Here is a 16,476-nt window from a genome sequence, read left to right as displayed (position 1 = left end):
ATTGAGGGTTTAATGTGGGTTTGGTTGTACCTAAATTTTCTGAAAGATTTTTATAAACCAAAAAGTTTTGTCATGAAATCTAGCCTGCCTGAGGCAGACAGGCATGACTAAAAAGTCACACAATGACATGATTATAATCGCTGCGAAATTCCATCCCGTATCCTTCGTCACGGGACAGGTTATGAACATTAAAAAATAAATTACGAACACATGAAAACATATCTCTACCTTCTTTTTTCCATAGTTTTAATTTCCAGCCAAGTACAGGCCCAAGAAGCCAGAAACTTGGGTTCGGTGGATTTATCCAAAAACAAAGACTATTACCTTTCTGCGTTTGAGAAAGGGGGAAAGTTCACTTACAAGATCTTCAATCAGAATGATCCAGCGACTGAGGTTGCCTCCTTTAGTTTAGTCAACAATAATTCAGATAATTTCAAAGAGATGCTTGAGTCAGCCATTCGGGAAAATAGTCTTATCGAAGGAATTGCCCCCGGGGAAATAGAGAAGTATTTTTTCTATTTTTCTACTCAGAATGTCTTTCAGATAGAGAATGAGCCGGGCAAAAAAGCGATGGAAATGGTTTTTAATGAAGAGCTACCCGTGTATGCCTATCACCATTCCAACTTTGCTTCCATCAATGTCAAAGACATTTACTATATGCTGAAATGGCTTTTCCCGAACCAAAAAGTTGATACGACATTTTTAGAGAATCCCTATGCTTCTGCCCAATACAATTTAAAGCTTTGCGATACATGTGAGGTAATATTTAAAGCCCCTTTTCTTTCAAACCTTGACAGTATATCCAGTATAAAGAATAAGAATGAGAGGTTGATAACACTCTATAAAAGCATCAACAAGGAATATTATGATGCTATCCAACTCGAGATAAAAGTCAAACTGGAAGAGTATGAGAGTACAATGGCGACCTTTTCAAATGAATTGGAAACAAAAATTATAGACCTAAGACAAGAGAAACTTTTATTGAAAAGTGATTCCAGTCTTTATAAATCAGAAATTGAATTGTTTCAACAAAAAATTAAAACCTTAGATAAAAGTATTTCTGAAAATGAGAAAATAGTCAAGGAGCCGATAAACAGGTACGAATTTACCTTACCTGAAGAGGAAAGTGAATCAGAAGGAATGCAAACAATTGAAATCTCTAACCTTCAAAACTTTATAAATGAGATTGAGGAAATTTATACTAAAATAAGTACAAATCAATTGATCCATTTATCTACAGAGCTTCAACCATTTTTTGATTCAACTGATATATCCTATGAAAGCAGCCTTCAAAGAATTAAAACTGAACTCTCAAAATTAAAAAATGTACAGACTGCTCTGAACTCCATCAGACGAGACCAAAATCAGAGCAGTTTAATTAGAGATTCAATTTTAATCAATAATGATAAATTGATTTTCATCAATGACACGCTAAGTCGAGTGGAAAGCGAACTTGGAGCCCTTACTCAAGAATTAAATGATATAGAAACCGAAAAATCTAAAGAAGTTTCTGATCAACTCAAGCAACTCTTTAAAACTAACAAATTTGAATTTAGGCCAAGCTCAGTACAGCTGGAGATTAATAGTGGCTATATAGAAAATATCACTGTCAATGGTTCGGCTTCGATATTTGACCATAGAAGTATCGCAGAAAAGGACAAAAGCATAGTCATCCCTGAGTATCATTTAAAATTTATCAATGACTACCCTTTTGGCATATCCTCCAAAAAAGATATAGAGCAGTTGGGCAATTACAAGCTCTATGCAAGGTTTAAAAACGGAACTCATTATGAACTAAAAATGGGGGATTTAGTCGATGTGATCACCGAGAAGCTGGAGTTGGACAGGAAGGATTATTCTCCGAAGGATGGTTCTTATGAGGTGATCCTACCCACCGAAAACAAAAAAACATTTTTTAAAGCCGATTCTAAGGAAATCCTTCAACTAAAGATCTTCTCTGATTTTGTCGGAATCCAGGATAACAATCCCAATGGGCTGATCCAATTGGAAATTGACAAGGAAATCCCACTGCTCACCAAGAGGTTTCAAAGGCCTTATGTGTTCTTCCTTCTAAGACTTTTTGTGCTAAACCAAGCCAATATTGGAGTATTCAACTATTTTAAACCGCAGTTTATCTACTCCAAGATAGAGAACAATAACAAGTATCTGGAGGTGGCAAGCTTTTCTACCGGGGCTGTAGGTGATGGATCTTCAGCATACGGTGTATCGACTTTAGATCTTAAACAGTATGAAGTATTTAGTGTGGGAGCTGACTTTAACCTATTTCTATATGACATACCCAATACAAAATCTACGTTTTTGTTCAATACCGGATTCCGATTTGGCAGAACTGATCTTGCATTGAACAAGGAAGAACCGGAGGCACATGATTTTCCAAGAGGATTTACAAATACTATTCAGCCATCTTTAGAAGGTCTGCTTCGAATCAATGGTGATGAGCGCTTTGGGTTTGAGTTTTCCTATGGAATCAACTGGCTACTTTCTGATGAGTTGTTTTTCACGCAGAAAGCTAAGGTAAATGGATTCACAGGTTTTGAAAGTTTTTCCAAATCAAACGAAAACAATACGCTTCAAAGAGTGACCATTCTTGCCTACCTTAATATTAATAAAGAGAATCAAGGGCGATTGTTTTTTCGCTATAGATTCAACTCAGAATTCAGGGATTTCAAGAACAACTTTGCCCAGCTCCAAATCGGCTATACTACTTATTTGACTAGGCCTAACAAATAATTGAAGGCAGATAGCTGTTGGCGGTTATCGGTTGGCAGTTGGCGGTTGGCAGTTAGGTTTTGCCATGGCCGACAGGTTCCGCCACGTCGGACCAGTCTTCGGTTAGGCAGGCAGGGACACTTTGGCTCCGTAGGATACTGATGCCTTCTTGGTTCTTGATTCTAGTAAAGGATTTGCATTATTGTTTATCTTGGTACACAAATACAGTATGATTTTGTATATCATGATGTACGATTTTATTTTTATGTTTACTGGGTGTTAGTTCAGCCACGAGGGATAGCTGTCAGATACTGAGTGCGTTTAGGAACATTTTCTTCCCTAAAACTTAGGGAAGTGGCTATAACATCCTTAGCAAACCTTTGACTCATCGAATTCGATCGCATTTTGAAGACAAAGGGTATAGCTATGGATCTTCCCTAAGGAACTTTAACTGAATTCAAGATCTTCCAAATCACAGGGTTGAAACCCTGGACAACACTATGGTGCGTCCCTTTGGGACTTATTTATAGCGGGACCGTAGTGCAATCTTCATCATATCAACTCCTTATGCATGCTGAAATCTCCGGTAATTCATAGAACAGAGGTAGTCTTAATAGGCAGTCAGAGTAGCGATCTGAATTAGGCAATTCTCTTTGGTATTGTTCAGGGAAATGCTTTCTGGAATATTCTGATTTATGAAGGCTTTGGTAATGGAAAACTGCCAGGATTCCTTGTTCTTTTAAAGCTGATGCGTAGGCTGCTTGGGAAACTAGGTTTGGGAAAAGGAGGTAGAAGAGGTGGGAGTTGGAGGTGGTCTGTTGGAGGTTATCGGTTGGAGGATAGAGGTTGGAAGTTGGAGATTGGAGGTTGGAAGTGGGAAGTTGGAGGTGGGAAGTTGGAAGTGGGGAATTAGAGATTATAAATTTTAAATTCTTAATTAACTCAAGGTAATCCGTACTCAAAACACTAGGTTTAGCGACATCGCTGGTAAAAGCACAAATGTAATCTTCCCAAATGGCTTTTCTTCTCGCCTGAATCTTATCAAGGTTCTCAAGTTGTGCCCAGAGATAAGCGGCGTTTAGTTCGGAGGGAAGAAAGCTACTTCCTACATCTATCCACCCATATTTGTCTATTTCTCCCCTAGCAAATGCTGATCTTTCGGTTCCTTTTTCCCAGAGGATTTCTGCTCTTTTAATCAAGGTGGGATCATTGATCATCAACATCCCTCCTTCTCCGCACTGGATGTTTTTGGTTTCGTGGAAACTCATACAGCCAAGGTGCCCTATACTTCCTAATGCGTTCCCCTTGTAATAACTATCAATTGCCTGCGCTGCGTCCTCTACCACAAATAGCTTGTGCTTATTGGCAATGTCCATAATCACATCCATCTCGCAAGGGACACCTGCATAGTGCATTACTACGATAGCCTTGGTTTTCGGAGTGATTAATTCCTCGATCAGCGTTTCATCCATATTGGGATGATCGGCCCGAGAATCTACAAAGACGATCTTTGCTCCCCGCAGCACAAACGCATTGGCAGTGGACACAAATGTGAAACTCGGCATGATGACCTCTTCACCGGGCTTGATATCACAAAGTAATGCCGCCATTTCCAATGCATCCGTGCAGGAGGAGGTGAGGAGGCATTTTTGGAAACCGCATCGCTCTTCGAAAAAGGACTGGCACTTTTGGGTATAGTAGCCATTTCCTGAGATCTTTCCCCGATTGATCGCGTCCTGGATGTATGTTAGTTCCTTACCGGAAAGGTAGGGTTTGTTGAAGGGAATATTTGATTTCGGATTTTTGATTTCGGGTGTCGGATTTGGGATTTAGTATCGAGGTCTTCCGATAGCTATCGGATTCGACCAACGGGAGAAATCTAATTGAATCACATTAGATTTCTCAGTCGCATAAACTATGCGGTCAAATTTAGCTATCAATTTGCTCCTTCGAAATGACTCGAAGACACCGTCATTTCGACCAACGGGAGAAATCTCATTTCATGTGTTTATAATTTGATTTTTAAGGTCACATGGAATCTCGCAGTGAATATAATCATGCCAGTGTGTGACTTTTTAGTCATGCTTGATTTCATCTGTTTAAAATTTGATTTTTAAAGGTCATAACCTGTCCAGTGACGAAGGATACAGGATGGAACCTCGCAGTGAGCATAATCATACCAGTGTGACTTTTTAGTCATGCCTGTCTGCCTCAGGAAGGCTCGATTTCATAACATTAGATTTCTCAGTCGCATAAACTATGAGGTCAAATTTAGATATCAATTTGCTCCTTCGAAATGACTCGAAGACACCGTCATTTCGACCAACGGGAGAAATCTCATTTCATGTGTTTATAATTTGATTTTTAAGGTCACATGGAATCTCGCAGTGAGCATAATCATACCAGTGTGACTTTTTAGTCATGCCTGTCTGCCTCAGGAAGGCTCGATTTCATAACATTAGATTTCTCAGTCGCATAAACTATGAGGTCAAATTTAGATATCAATTTGCTCCTTCGAAATGACTAAAGATTGCAAGCAGTTGGCGATTAACTACCCTTCACAATCAATGGAAATTATATCTAAGCCTTGAAAATTGCATTTGCTGCCCATTTTCATCTTGCGCATTGGCGATTGCCAGAAGTCCTTTTCCACAAACCACCACTAGATTTCCTTTATCCTTCCAAATGGCTTTTCCGGGAGTTCGATTGACTATTGTGACATCTGGAAAGCAATAGGCATCTAAGATTCTTATTTTTTTCCCATCCAAGTTTGTCCTAGCTCCTGCATAAGGAGTTCCAGAGGCATGAATCATCCTAAGTATTCTTTCTGAGTCTTCTTCCCACTTTATTACATAATCCTCATTCCCTCTCCATAAACTATAGCTTGCCTGGGCATGATTTTGTGGGGTACTGATCAAAAAGTTTTCAGAGATGTCTGTAATAGTTTTAAAAAGCAATGCTGAATACAGGTTTGAGATTTCAGCTATTGCTTCTGCAATGCGTATAGGATAAGTAATATTCAATTTGAGTTGGGATAAGATATCTCCTTCATCCATTTTCTCTGATGCCAAAAGCGATGTAACCCCAATTTCCGAATCCCCTTCTATCAAGGCTGTAACCAAGGGGTTAAATCCTCTATATTTTGGCAGAAGAGAATCGTGAAAAACAATAACTTTTCGAGTTTCATCAACTGGAATAAGCCATCTCCACCCCATCAATATCCAATATTGACTGCTACAGGTAGCTGGATTAAAAGCCTTCCTTTCTATACACTTTTTACCAGTCGCTAAGCACCATTTCTTTAAGTCTTCTGAGAAATCATTCTCTACATTTTCATCTTTTCCAACAACTATTGCATCAATTAAATTAAGCAAGGTTGATGGTAATGAGCTTATGGCTTTGAATCCTTTAGAGCCAAGTGTGAAAATTGTAATCATATCTTAGTAGAAGTCCGTTTCTCCACAATATAAATCGGCCTATTCTTTACCCCTTCGAAGGTCTTGCCTAGGTATAAGCCAATCATTCCCAAGGTAATTAACAGGAACCCAGTTAGCAACCAAATGGAAATGATTAAGCTGGCATACCCAGCCACTATGATATCTCCTCTGAGATATTTAAATAGTGTGTAAAGAGCAAAAAGAAAACCGGTGAGTGCTACCCCAAATCCAAGTTTGACAGTTAGCCGGATAGGTTTATCCGAATACGCCAGCATGATATCCAGGGCTAGATTAAAGAGTTTTTTGAAATTGTAGCTACTGCTTCCCTCCTCTCTTTCAGCATGAACTACATCAATACTAGTTTGCCTGAATCCCACCCATTTAACCATGGTAGGGAAATAGCGAATACTCTCGCGCATACCTATTATTTCGTCGATGACTCTGCGGTGATAAATACCAAAGTTGGCAATGCTTTCGTCCTGTTTGGAACCAGTAAGCCAAGCAAGGGTTCTATAGAAAAGCTTCGATGAAAGTCGCTTAGCAAATCCATCCTGTCTATTTGCTCTTCTGGCCAACACTACAGCAAATCCCTGCTCTGCCTTAGCCAACAAATTGGGAATTTCCTCTGGTCTATCCTGCAGGTCGCAATCCATTACAACTATCCAATCTCCTTTTGCGGCATCTAAGCCAGCGGTAATGGCATAGTGCTGTCCGAAATTTCTAGAGAGCTTAATCCCTTTAATCTCTGGGTGGATGCTAGCAAGTTCTTCGAGAATTTCCCAGGAATTATCGGGGCTACCATCATCTATCAGGATGATTTCATAGGAATCGGTAATCCCTTTAACGGCTTGATGTATTCTATCCACTAGTTCCTGCAGAACAGCCTCGGCTTTATAAATTGGAGAGATGATGGAGAGAAGCATTTTTGGGTTGGCGGTTTGCGGTTGGCGGTTAGTACCTTAGCTTGGTGGTAATACGGATTGAAGATTTTACGATTTCTTGTCCAGCAATTGCAAATGTCGATTAGCAGGAACTTCACGAGTACCCAGCGCCATTTCGACGAGGTACGAGGAGAAATCTATTGAACTTTTAGGGAGGAGATTTCTCCCGCTGGTCGAAATGACTCGGAAAAACGAGGGAAGTTGGCGGTTGGCTGTTGGCTGTTGGTTCCGGTAGCTATCTTAGCTTAGTGGTAAAACGGATTGAAGATTCTACAGTTTCTAGTTCAGACCTTGCAACTTTCGATTAGCAGGAACTTCACGAATACCCTGCGTCATTTCGAAGGAGGTACGAGGAGAAATCTATTGAACTTTTAGGGAGGAGATTTCTCCCGCTGGTCGAAATGACTCGGAAACACGAAGGAAGTTGGCGGTTGGCAGTTGGCGGTTGGTACCGATAACTAACTTGGGTTGGTGGTAAAACGGATTTAATATCTTACGATTTCCAGATCAGACTTTATAACTTTCGATTAGCAGAGACTTCACGAATACCCTGCGTCATTTCGAAGAGGTACGAGGAGAAATCTCTTGAACTTTTAGGGAGGAGATTTCTCCCGCTGGTCGAAATGACTCGGAAACACGAGGGAAGCTGGCAGGTGACGGTTTGCGGTTGGCGGGTGCCGGTTGGCAGGTGTTTGTTAGGTGTTTGGTAGGTGAAGGATTACTTGCCGTAAACCAAAATCCCCTGTATATCACCGGGATCAGACTGCATGATGGATACTTCTACTTTTCTCTGGACTTTCTCGTAGGTTTTTTCCTTTAAGAAACCCAGGTACTCCATATCCAGATTTTTGCCAATAAGAACCATCTGTATGGTACCCGAATCAATTCCATTGGCATAATCTCCTACGATGTAGGCCATGTCCACAGCTCCCATTCTTTTGACTATACGCTCCATCAAATCATCTAGCCCGAGGAATTTGGAGACCATGCCCTTTATTTCATTGAAGAAAGGGTGGCTGGTATTTGCCTTATACATTTTGGTCTTGCCTTCATCTTCTGACACGAGCAGTCCTGCTTCAGTCAAGCGATTTAATTCTACCCGAACTGAATTAGTAGATTCATCAAACTCTTTGGCTAAAGAACGCAGGTATCCTGAATTAGAGTGGGAAAAAAACTTCAACAAGAGTTTAACCCGGGTTTTGGAAGTAACTAGAGAATCGAGCAAATGGCGGTTGTGTATGTGTTTTTTGTCTAGGTGATAGGGAACATGTTTATCAATGGTCAATTTTCAATGGTCAATGGTCAATGGTAAATGGTCAATGGTCAATGGTCAATTATCAATGGAAAGCAGGCAGCGATGGTCAGATGCAGGATTTCGGATTTCACAAAACCTGGTTCAAGGGATAGAAAGCACTAAAATCCACAAAGCTTCGCCCTTTCACCCACAGTGCCATTATGGATTAAGTATAGGCTAAAATCGAATGAGTAATAAATTTACTCAGTTGAGGGTTAATAGCAAATGTTTGTGATAATTGTTGATTTGACATCCTAAGCTTCCCAAAACAATGGGTAAATGCAGTTAGTCCTAGCGTGAACTGGAAAATGAGATAATGGGTGCTTAATTTCCTGTTGGATCTTTACTGTATTTAAACAGTATCAGCGTTTCCGTTTCTAACTTTTCATCAAGAAAAAAATCACTGCTTATGCTGCTCATAAAGTCTTTGGAATAAAATGGCGCTTTTTCTTTTACAGCAATCAAATTAAACTTTTCAATATCTGTGAGTGATTGATATCCAAACCTATTTAAAGCCTTTTCTTGAAATGGACTTCTGGAAATCCAACCATGAATTAGAAATGGCACTTGTTTTTTTTGATCATATTCCCGTGAGAAATATTCCAAAGGTAATCCTTCCAGCATTAACAGAGTGCTTTTTTCTGATTCTTGCAAAAGGGAGTTGAACTCTACCAATTGTTTATTTCTCCTCTCTGACTCATCCCTGAAATTGCTAAAATGGGCCAATAGAACTACCAAAAGCGCCAGGGATAGTAAGCTAGGAAGGTGCTTGGAGGAGACCTTATTAAAATCGCCATGTAAGACCGGAAACAGTAAGACTATGTAAAAAAGAAACACAACCCGACCTCTGAAATGGAAGACATGATTTGCCAGAAAAAAAAGAGAAAGCCATATCAGCAAAAAAAAGAGCTTTTTATCCCTTCTATACAATCCCGCAAAAATAACTAGTAATAAAACACTTATAAAACCCTTAAACAGCTCAGCCGTTTGGACTTCCCAATACCTGGCAAATGATTTTGAGATGTATTTCAAAGAGAAATAGTCTTTATCCAACAGCTGCTTTTTAGCCCTTAAATCTTCCAGCTCAACCCCGCTATTTTGAAAAAACCAGTTGGCGAAATAATGCCATTTCTCATCTTTTTTGAACTCATCGTCTTTTGATTTCTCATAAAAAACAGGATGATCAATAACCTGATGTCTTAATTCATTGAATTCAAGGAAATCAGCATATTTGGAGTTTTGCTCAAAAAGTTCTTTTGAACCAACTAGAATTGTAAAGAGAACAGCTACTGCTAGAAACAACTTTCTATAAGCATTAAACTTGAATTTAAGCATAAGGAAATAGAATAGTACGCCTGCTGACACCAATACAAAGGCTTCTGCTCTAATCAGTATAGCTAAAGAAATCCCTAGCAGAAAGAGTAGTGTTGGTGTAAGTCTGCCACTTGTATTTCCTTGAAAAATGTAAACCCAAGCTGATAGCGCTAAGAAACCACTGACCAAGGTGAATTGAGGGAAAATGCATAAATGAATGCTTATTGCCAGCGTGAGGAAATTGAAAAACAGGGCCCAAGATGGAGAGATAACACTATTTTTTATTCTAAGATGTATTAGCAAAAATGAGTAATACACACCTAAAAACCAGAGCAAGGAATACCATGAAAGGCTAAAATCAAACAGTCTATACAATTGAGACAATACCCAAGAAAGGGCAGGGTGAATAAAGACTGCGTAATTTTCAAGTTCGCCAGTGTAGGCTCCCGAGACTATCCAAATCATGATTACATCGTCGTTCACCTGAAATCTCCAAGGAAGAAACCATACCATAATTATCGCTCCCAAACCAACTAAGGGCCAGAAAAGGAGGTTGGAAGAAGATTTTAATTTATCCATGAAATCGGGTGGCGGTTGTCAGTTGGCGGTTGATTAAGCTATGTTTTCTATGTTTCTATGTGGAGGAAATGAGCAATTGCAAATTAGTGGTCAGCAAAGTCAATGGTCAATGATAAAAAGATAACATGGATATACGGAATGATGCCAGTAACCAATATTTCTTCGCTCACCTGGTCAGAAGACCGAAGACCGAAGTGGCCTCAATTCTAAAGTTTAACATATGCTATATTGCTTTAGCCTCCTTACTGGCAGAAAAGCGTATATACATAAAAGATAATATGATTATCCCCAATGATACCAGTGACCTAATTTTCTTTGCTTATCAGGCTGGAAGACCCCTGCCCGATAGCAGGCGGGGATGCCGGGTGACTCCCGCAGGAGCGGGACAGGCTGAAGTACCAGCAATGCTAGTGTTTACCATAATTTAAGTCGGTTTTTACCTTTTACTGGTGCAATTGCAGATATACATAAAAGATAAAAGCAAAATTGAAATGAGATTTTTTTCATTCGATCCTTAGGGTGCGGGATTTCGTTTCCATTCCGTACAAAAAGATATGGTTGAAAGGTGTTTTTTGATCTAAATTATTAATTACAAAGATTAAAAAAGACAATACAATAACCAGATAGTTCTATTATGTGGATAAGTTTCCGGCTATAAAACCAAAAAATACCCTGTATAGGGTATTTTTTTCCAAGATGCGCTACATACCTTTATGTCAGGGTGATTAAGAAACTTTTCAAGCACTACTTTTTCAGAGACAATATTAAAGGGATTTTTTTACATTATTTTTTAATCCCTTTTTGCTTTTAATTGAGACGTGAGATACAAGACTTAAGACGTTAGATTCAAGATATTAGATTTTAGAGGCAAGAGTTTAGAATCAAGAGTCAAGAAAACTGTATTCGGGATTATAAATCCAGAATAGCACTAATATTAGAGTCAAGAGAAGGAAATTCGGGATTGCAAATCCCCAATAGCACTAAAATCCCGAACAGCACTAATTAATTACCGTTCGTGAGACACGAACGGTGGCGGTAATCAAGAAACGGAAATTCGGGATTACAAATCCCGAACAGCACCAAAATTCCAGACGTTAGACGCAAGACGTTAGATTCAAGATATTAGATCCAAGATTCAAGAGGTAAGATGGTGCGAGTCCGCCCCGATTAACCCATTCTGGCTGAGCGATGGGGCAGACTTGCTACTTTGTACTTTGTACTTGATACTTGATACTTGATACTTTTTACTCGATGGCTAATAATACCTTACCTCGCAATCAGGATTTGAGCTCTTGAAGTTATCTACGGCCCTGCTGCTGAGCCTGGTGTTGAAGCAGGATAGCTTTTTGAGGTTTGGAAGACCTTCGATGGGTCTGAGATTACGCAGATTGGTACTGGCTACATCCAGCTCTGTCAGATTGATCATTCCTTCCAATCCTTTTAATGTTTTCAGGTTGGTTCCGGAAATATTCAGGATCTGTAGCTTGAAAAGGGATGCTAAGGGATCCAGGTCTTCTATACCCGAATTGCTAATATCCAGTTCCTTTAAGTTGGACAGGCTTCTCAGCGGAGAGAAATCCACTACAGGCACCTGAGAGATCTTCAATTTCTCCAGAAGCTTCAGCTCGCCAATAGGTGCGATATTCCGCAAGGGTGCATCAAAAATCACCAAGGAGCGTAAGTTAACAAATGCGGTAAGTGCCTGCATTTCGCTTGCAGAAATTCGCTCAAAGGTAAGGGAAGATTTTCCTGTTAAGCTATGAAGCTGCTCAGTGCTAGGTTCTTCAGGAATGGAAAACTGTTTTCTGAACACTTCCTTCCAGGATTGGTCAAGCTCATTCCACCAGGTATTCAACTCCTCAGTTCTGTAGATGATAGTCAACCCTGACTTTTGAATGAGAATTTCGGGAACTTCCTCAGGGAAAATCTCAGATGAATTGACGTTTAAATAAGTCAAATTAGGCAGAGATACCACGTCCATGATGGAAGTGATGGGACTGCCGTCAAGATCTAGTCTAACCAATTCCTCATTAGACTTTAAAGGAGAGATATCTTTGACTTGGGTGTTTCTTCCTATGATTTCATTCAGCGTTTTTACCTCACTGAGAGAAATCACCTCTGTGACTGGATTGTCTGAGAAGTCAACTTTGGTGAGTTTGGCAAATCTAGTAATGGGGTTAAGGGTCTCTATGCCTGCCCCACTCAAATCCAATTCCTCCAATCCTATGGTACTGGTGAGAATTTCCACACTTGGACTATCTGAAGTGATGCTTGGGTTAGCCTTTTTCATACTAGCTTTCCAGGCATCAGACAATCCGCTCCACCAGCTTTCCAGGTCTTTTACATGGTGGATTAGTAATACCTTGGGATTATTACGGATAAAATTATCTGCTGCAATCACAGTAAGCTTGGTATCATCCGCCAAAACTTTGTTCAGTTCAGATTTGCCATTCAAAGCGGAGATATCCGAGGCCTCCGTACCCGTGAGATCCACTACTTCGAGGTTTTTCAGCCCTACCAAAGGGGTGAGGTCCTGAATATTGGTATTTGACAAATTCAAATTCTTCAATGACTCCAATTCTGATAGCTGACTGAAATTGATCAGGTAATTACCACTTAGATCAAGGTTTTCCAATACAGTAAGCTCTTTGATATTATCGGCATTATTGAATCCACTCTTGGAGATGTAGAGACTTTTCAAGCTATCAAACTCATTTAATACAGCAAAACTCATGATTGGAGTCTCTTCTACCCGCAGGGATCGAATCGCTTTAAGGTTTACCAGTTCGCTGATATCGGTGATCTGGGTTTTGGAAATATCCAGGTGCTTCAAGCGATCAGAATACTTGATAAATTGGATATCGGATGTAGGGGTATTGGATACATCGAGGTATTCCAGGAAGGTCACATTGGAAATGGGGCCAAGCTCGGTGATTTGCGTATTGCTGAGGTTTACGTACTTCAGGCTACGCATGGCTTCCATAGGAGTAAGATCCAGCAAAGAGTCAGTTCCGGAGATATCCAGAGAATCCACTTCCACGAATCTGTAGAGCATGTCCACATTGATAGAGTCGTATTGACTTAAAGAGAAGCGATTTCTGAAGTAAGACTGCCAATGAGGATCCAACACTGACCACCATTCGGCAAGCTCTTCATCTCTACTGACTTTGGTGGTGTAAACAGAGGCGATCTTCAGCTCCTGTGATTTACTATCGAGATTTACCTCTACAAAGCGGGGCTTGGTATTGGTAACCTTCTCGTTATTGAGTCCAGTGGCGGTGAGTGTTCTGTCTAGAGAGGCGGTAAAATACACATCTCCATTTTCTTTTTGATGGGGTTTTACCTCCCTGATTTTAAACTTGAAGTTGACATCCTTGTAGAAAAATTCGATGTCTTTGAGGTAGGAAGTTACATTCTTGTTGGTCACTACTTTTCTGTCCAGAAGCAAGTCATCTTCCACCTGCACTTCTCCGTCGCGGAAAATCTTCAGGTAGCTTTCACGGATGACCACATCCTTATCTCTTGGCTGCGTTTCGGCTGACCCTATGGTATTGAGGAGATACTCCAAAAACCGAATCTGATCTTCTACTTTGGAAGAATAATCATCTATTTCATCCTTTGTATATCCTTTGATAGTCTGAGCGATTCCTGAGAAACTTACGCAGAAAAGGAATAAACTTAGATATATATACTTAGTTCTGATCATAAATGTATTTCTGTATAGACTCCTTGTCACCAGGGTTAAGTTTGACAAGGTTTGAAATCAGCCAGCCTGTATTAAATCCAGGTCGGTTGAATTGATTTACTTCAAAATACCAGCCTTCAATTTGGAAGAAGTGAAATTTAACGTCAGTTACGGTTTGGTAACGGATGTTATTCTGTTTCATTTCATACAAAAATAAGGTCAGGTAATCAGGTTTAAAACTACTTTCAGTGTAAGCTTCGGGGGAATCTGAGTCCTGAAAGGCCCTACGAAGATTCATAAATCCCAGTTCATGACTAAGTGGGTGCAAGAAATCTTTTCCATCTCCTACTGGCTTATTGAAGATGTTTTTGAATGGGGGAAATGATACCTCATCTATGACCCATTCGTACCCCAACCCTTCCGGCTGAAGTTTTAATATCAGGGTGGCAACTTCTCTTTTGCCTTTGTAAATAAATTCAGCCTGAACCTCAGCAAGCCAGCCTTCCCGGTGGAAGTTGATGTACTGAGGGTAAGATGGTGAAAGTACGGAGTTGGTAAATTCTGTTTTTAGTTCATTACTGACTGAGGAGGTTTGATTGTCAAAAAGTACCTGGAGAAACCCTTTTCTCAGTGCGGGACTGTGGTAAGCTGTATCTCCCGGGTAATAGCGCACATTGCCATCAGTTGGAGACTCTTCGGCATTAAATCTTCTGAAGAATTGGTTTAGTTGTTTGGTAGAGGCAGCAAATTTGCCATCATCTTTAATTGTCCCGGGGGAGCCTATGCCCTGCCCCGAGACAATCGAGATGCTTGCGATAAAAATCGCAAAGATAAAGGATACTATTCTCATGCGGAGGTTTCAGTCACTCTCACGTCACCTAGCATGACGTCCCAGAATTCGATAGTTCTACCGGCAATTTGGGTTTGCTTTTTCTCAACGTAGATTGTGATATCTTTCTTAGTAGTGTCTTTGTAGTTCATGCCTGTTTCAATAGAGGTTCCTTCGAAACGTTGGAAAACAGTGACAACACCCACATATCTGCCATCAGGCTGTCTTTCCAGATCAGAGATGTACTGGATATCGTACCAGGTGATGTTTACTCTATCGTAGTTCAAAGCCATCAAGCGCTCGAAATAACGTCTTACTTTGTAGTAAGCGATTTCGTTGGTATTGATGCTGGAAACGCCCATTTCAGCTCCCGGAGAGAATAATTCTTCGGCACGGTCCATCACTCGATTGGCTTCGGAGAACTGCGTCTCTTTGCTACCGATGATGCTGATGTACTTACTCAAATCTTTCACTTTCTCCAAGGCAAGGGAGTCAATTGCTTGTTTTCTAGCAGGGCTAATTGTTTCAGACTGAGCTAGCGCACTTACTGAAGAAGCAAGGAATAAGCCCAGGAAAAGGATCATTATATTTTTCATTGTAAAATTGTTTTCAGGTGGGCGATTATTTTCTTCTAAGCTCCAATTCAGAGACCTTACCATTAGCATCCATGCGGATATCGCTGATGTAGTTTAAGTTCTTTTTGGTGTCTTTCAGGTAGTCCAAATACTTTTTAATGGTAGTAGGCTCATCATAATCCTTAATTCCATTCTCTTCGTGAATCACGATCAACACTGGAGTTTCCTGATTAGAGAACATACCCAGCGTCTCTTGGATAGTTTGGTTTGCCATAGATGCATTACCTGCTGCAGCTACACTATTGAAATAATTTTCCAGCTTTTCAGCTGCGACTTCCTCTGCTGAGGCTACTGGAGCCGGAGGAGGTGCTGGCTGTTCCACTTGCTCCACAGGAGCTGGAGGTGCTGGTTGCTGGGCAGCTTTCTTTTTACTCTTACAAGCACCCATTGCTAGCATAGCAACCAAGGCAATCATAAGTGAACGATTAACCGAAATAGAGAACAAATTTTGTTTCATTTTGGGGATTTGATTAAGTTGATGAGGATTTTTTTAAATTTTAAACAGGGACTACCCCTACTTTTTAATTTGGGTACAAAGTAAATAAAAACAGATGATTAAGTCGCAAATGCTATTCCAAATCAAAAATGCTTTTTGTTAATAATTTCAATTCTCGTCTGAGCGGTTGATGTGTCTGGAGAGCGGTTTCACCTGAGTCTTTCATTTCATTCAAACGGTATCCTTACAATATCAATAAGTGATCCAAGGATTTTCAAAAAATGATCTTACCCCGAAAATTGTCCAAATCAAGGCCAAAACAGCTCAAAAATACCCAATATTGGGTATTTTTTATTTGAGTAATACCCCTCAAATTTGACACAGCGTTAAGTTTTAATTAGGCAGAGGCCAAACAAAAAGACCCAGGGTATCTCTGGGTCTTTTTATTTATGGGAGCGGTTGGGGTTAGCAGTTGGCTGTTGGAGGTTAGAAGTTGGAAGTTGGCGGTTTTTGGTTCTTGATTCTTGGCTCTGAGTTCTTGATTCTTGATTCTTCTATCTCGGCTGGCGGTTGGTGGTTCTTAGCTCTGGGTTCTA

11 protein-coding genes are annotated in these 16,476 nt (G+C 40.2%); 2 read left to right on the top strand and 9 right to left on the bottom strand.

Features of this window, described 5'->3' with window-relative positions; translation table 11 throughout:
• Positions 1-210: 210 nt before the first annotated feature.
• Complete coding sequence (locus BM386_RS01225; RefSeq protein WP_091691246.1) at positions 211-2,751, top strand: coiled-coil domain-containing protein; 2,541 nt, start codon at positions 211-213, stop codon at positions 2,749-2,751.
• 536 nt (positions 2,752-3,287) lie between these two features.
• On the opposite strand, the gene rffA is transcribed toward BM386_RS01225, so the two are convergent.
• From rffA to BM386_RS01200, 5 genes are all read right to left on the bottom strand, one after another.
• Entirely contained in the window at positions 3,288-4,538 is a 1,251-nt protein-coding gene (rffA, locus tag BM386_RS01220; protein ID WP_091691245.1) for a dTDP-4-amino-4,6-dideoxygalactose transaminase, read from the bottom strand.
• Positions 4,539-5,294: 756 nt separating this feature from the next.
• Positions 5,295-6,167: a methionyl-tRNA formyltransferase gene (locus BM386_RS01215; RefSeq protein ID WP_091691244.1), complete on the bottom strand. Its 873-nt coding sequence runs from the start codon at positions 6,165-6,167 to the stop codon at positions 5,295-5,297.
• Entirely contained in the window at positions 6,164-7,090 is a 927-nt protein-coding gene (locus BM386_RS01210) for a glycosyltransferase family 2 protein (RefSeq protein ID WP_091691243.1), read from the bottom strand. Before BM386_RS01210 ends, BM386_RS01215 begins: the two co-directional genes overlap by 4 nt.
• Before the next feature lie 736 nt (positions 7,091-7,826).
• Positions 7,827-8,333, bottom strand: a complete 507-nt coding sequence (locus tag BM386_RS01205; RefSeq protein ID WP_091691907.1) for a winged helix-turn-helix domain-containing protein — start codon at positions 8,331-8,333, stop codon at positions 7,827-7,829.
• 393 nt (positions 8,334-8,726) lie between these two features.
• A complete protein-coding gene (locus tag BM386_RS01200) occupies positions 8,727-10,295 on the bottom strand; it encodes a hypothetical protein (protein ID WP_139235814.1) in 1,569 nt (522 codons plus the stop codon).
• 125 nt (positions 10,296-10,420) lie between these two features.
• On the opposite strand from BM386_RS01200, the gene BM386_RS01195 reads away from it, so the two are divergent.
• A complete protein-coding gene (locus BM386_RS01195; protein WP_091691241.1) occupies positions 10,421-10,723 on the top strand; it encodes a hypothetical protein in 303 nt (100 codons plus the stop codon).
• Between the two features lie 827 nt (positions 10,724-11,550).
• Here the strand turns inward: BM386_RS01195 and BM386_RS01190 are convergent.
• From BM386_RS01190 to BM386_RS01175, 4 genes are read right to left on the bottom strand one after another with little or no spacing between them, the layout of a single operon-like run.
• Complete coding sequence (locus tag BM386_RS01190) at positions 11,551-14,031, bottom strand: leucine-rich repeat domain-containing protein (RefSeq protein WP_244545428.1); 2,481 nt, start codon at positions 14,029-14,031, stop codon at positions 11,551-11,553.
• Positions 13,988-14,830, bottom strand: a complete 843-nt coding sequence (locus BM386_RS01185; RefSeq protein WP_091691239.1) for a hypothetical protein — start codon at positions 14,828-14,830, stop codon at positions 13,988-13,990. The genes BM386_RS01190 and BM386_RS01185 overlap by 44 nt, the downstream gene beginning before the upstream one ends.
• The gene (locus BM386_RS01180) at positions 14,827-15,405 is read right to left on the bottom strand and encodes a hypothetical protein (RefSeq protein ID WP_091691238.1); all 579 of its coding nucleotides are present in this window, start codon (positions 15,403-15,405) and stop codon (positions 14,827-14,829) included. Before BM386_RS01180 ends, BM386_RS01185 begins: the two co-directional genes overlap by 4 nt.
• Positions 15,406-15,430: 25 nt before the next feature.
• On the bottom strand, positions 15,431-15,901 hold the full coding sequence (locus BM386_RS01175) for a nucleoid-structuring protein H-NS (protein ID WP_091691237.1): 471 nt from the start codon (positions 15,899-15,901) through the stop codon (positions 15,431-15,433).
• Positions 15,902-16,476: the final 575 nt, after the last annotated feature.

The sequence above is a fragment of the Algoriphagus locisalis genome (assembly GCF_900116615.1).
Taxonomy (GTDB): Bacteria; Bacteroidota; Bacteroidia; order Cytophagales; family Cyclobacteriaceae; genus Algoriphagus; species Algoriphagus locisalis.
This window is presented reverse-complemented; position numbering and strand designations above follow the sequence as displayed.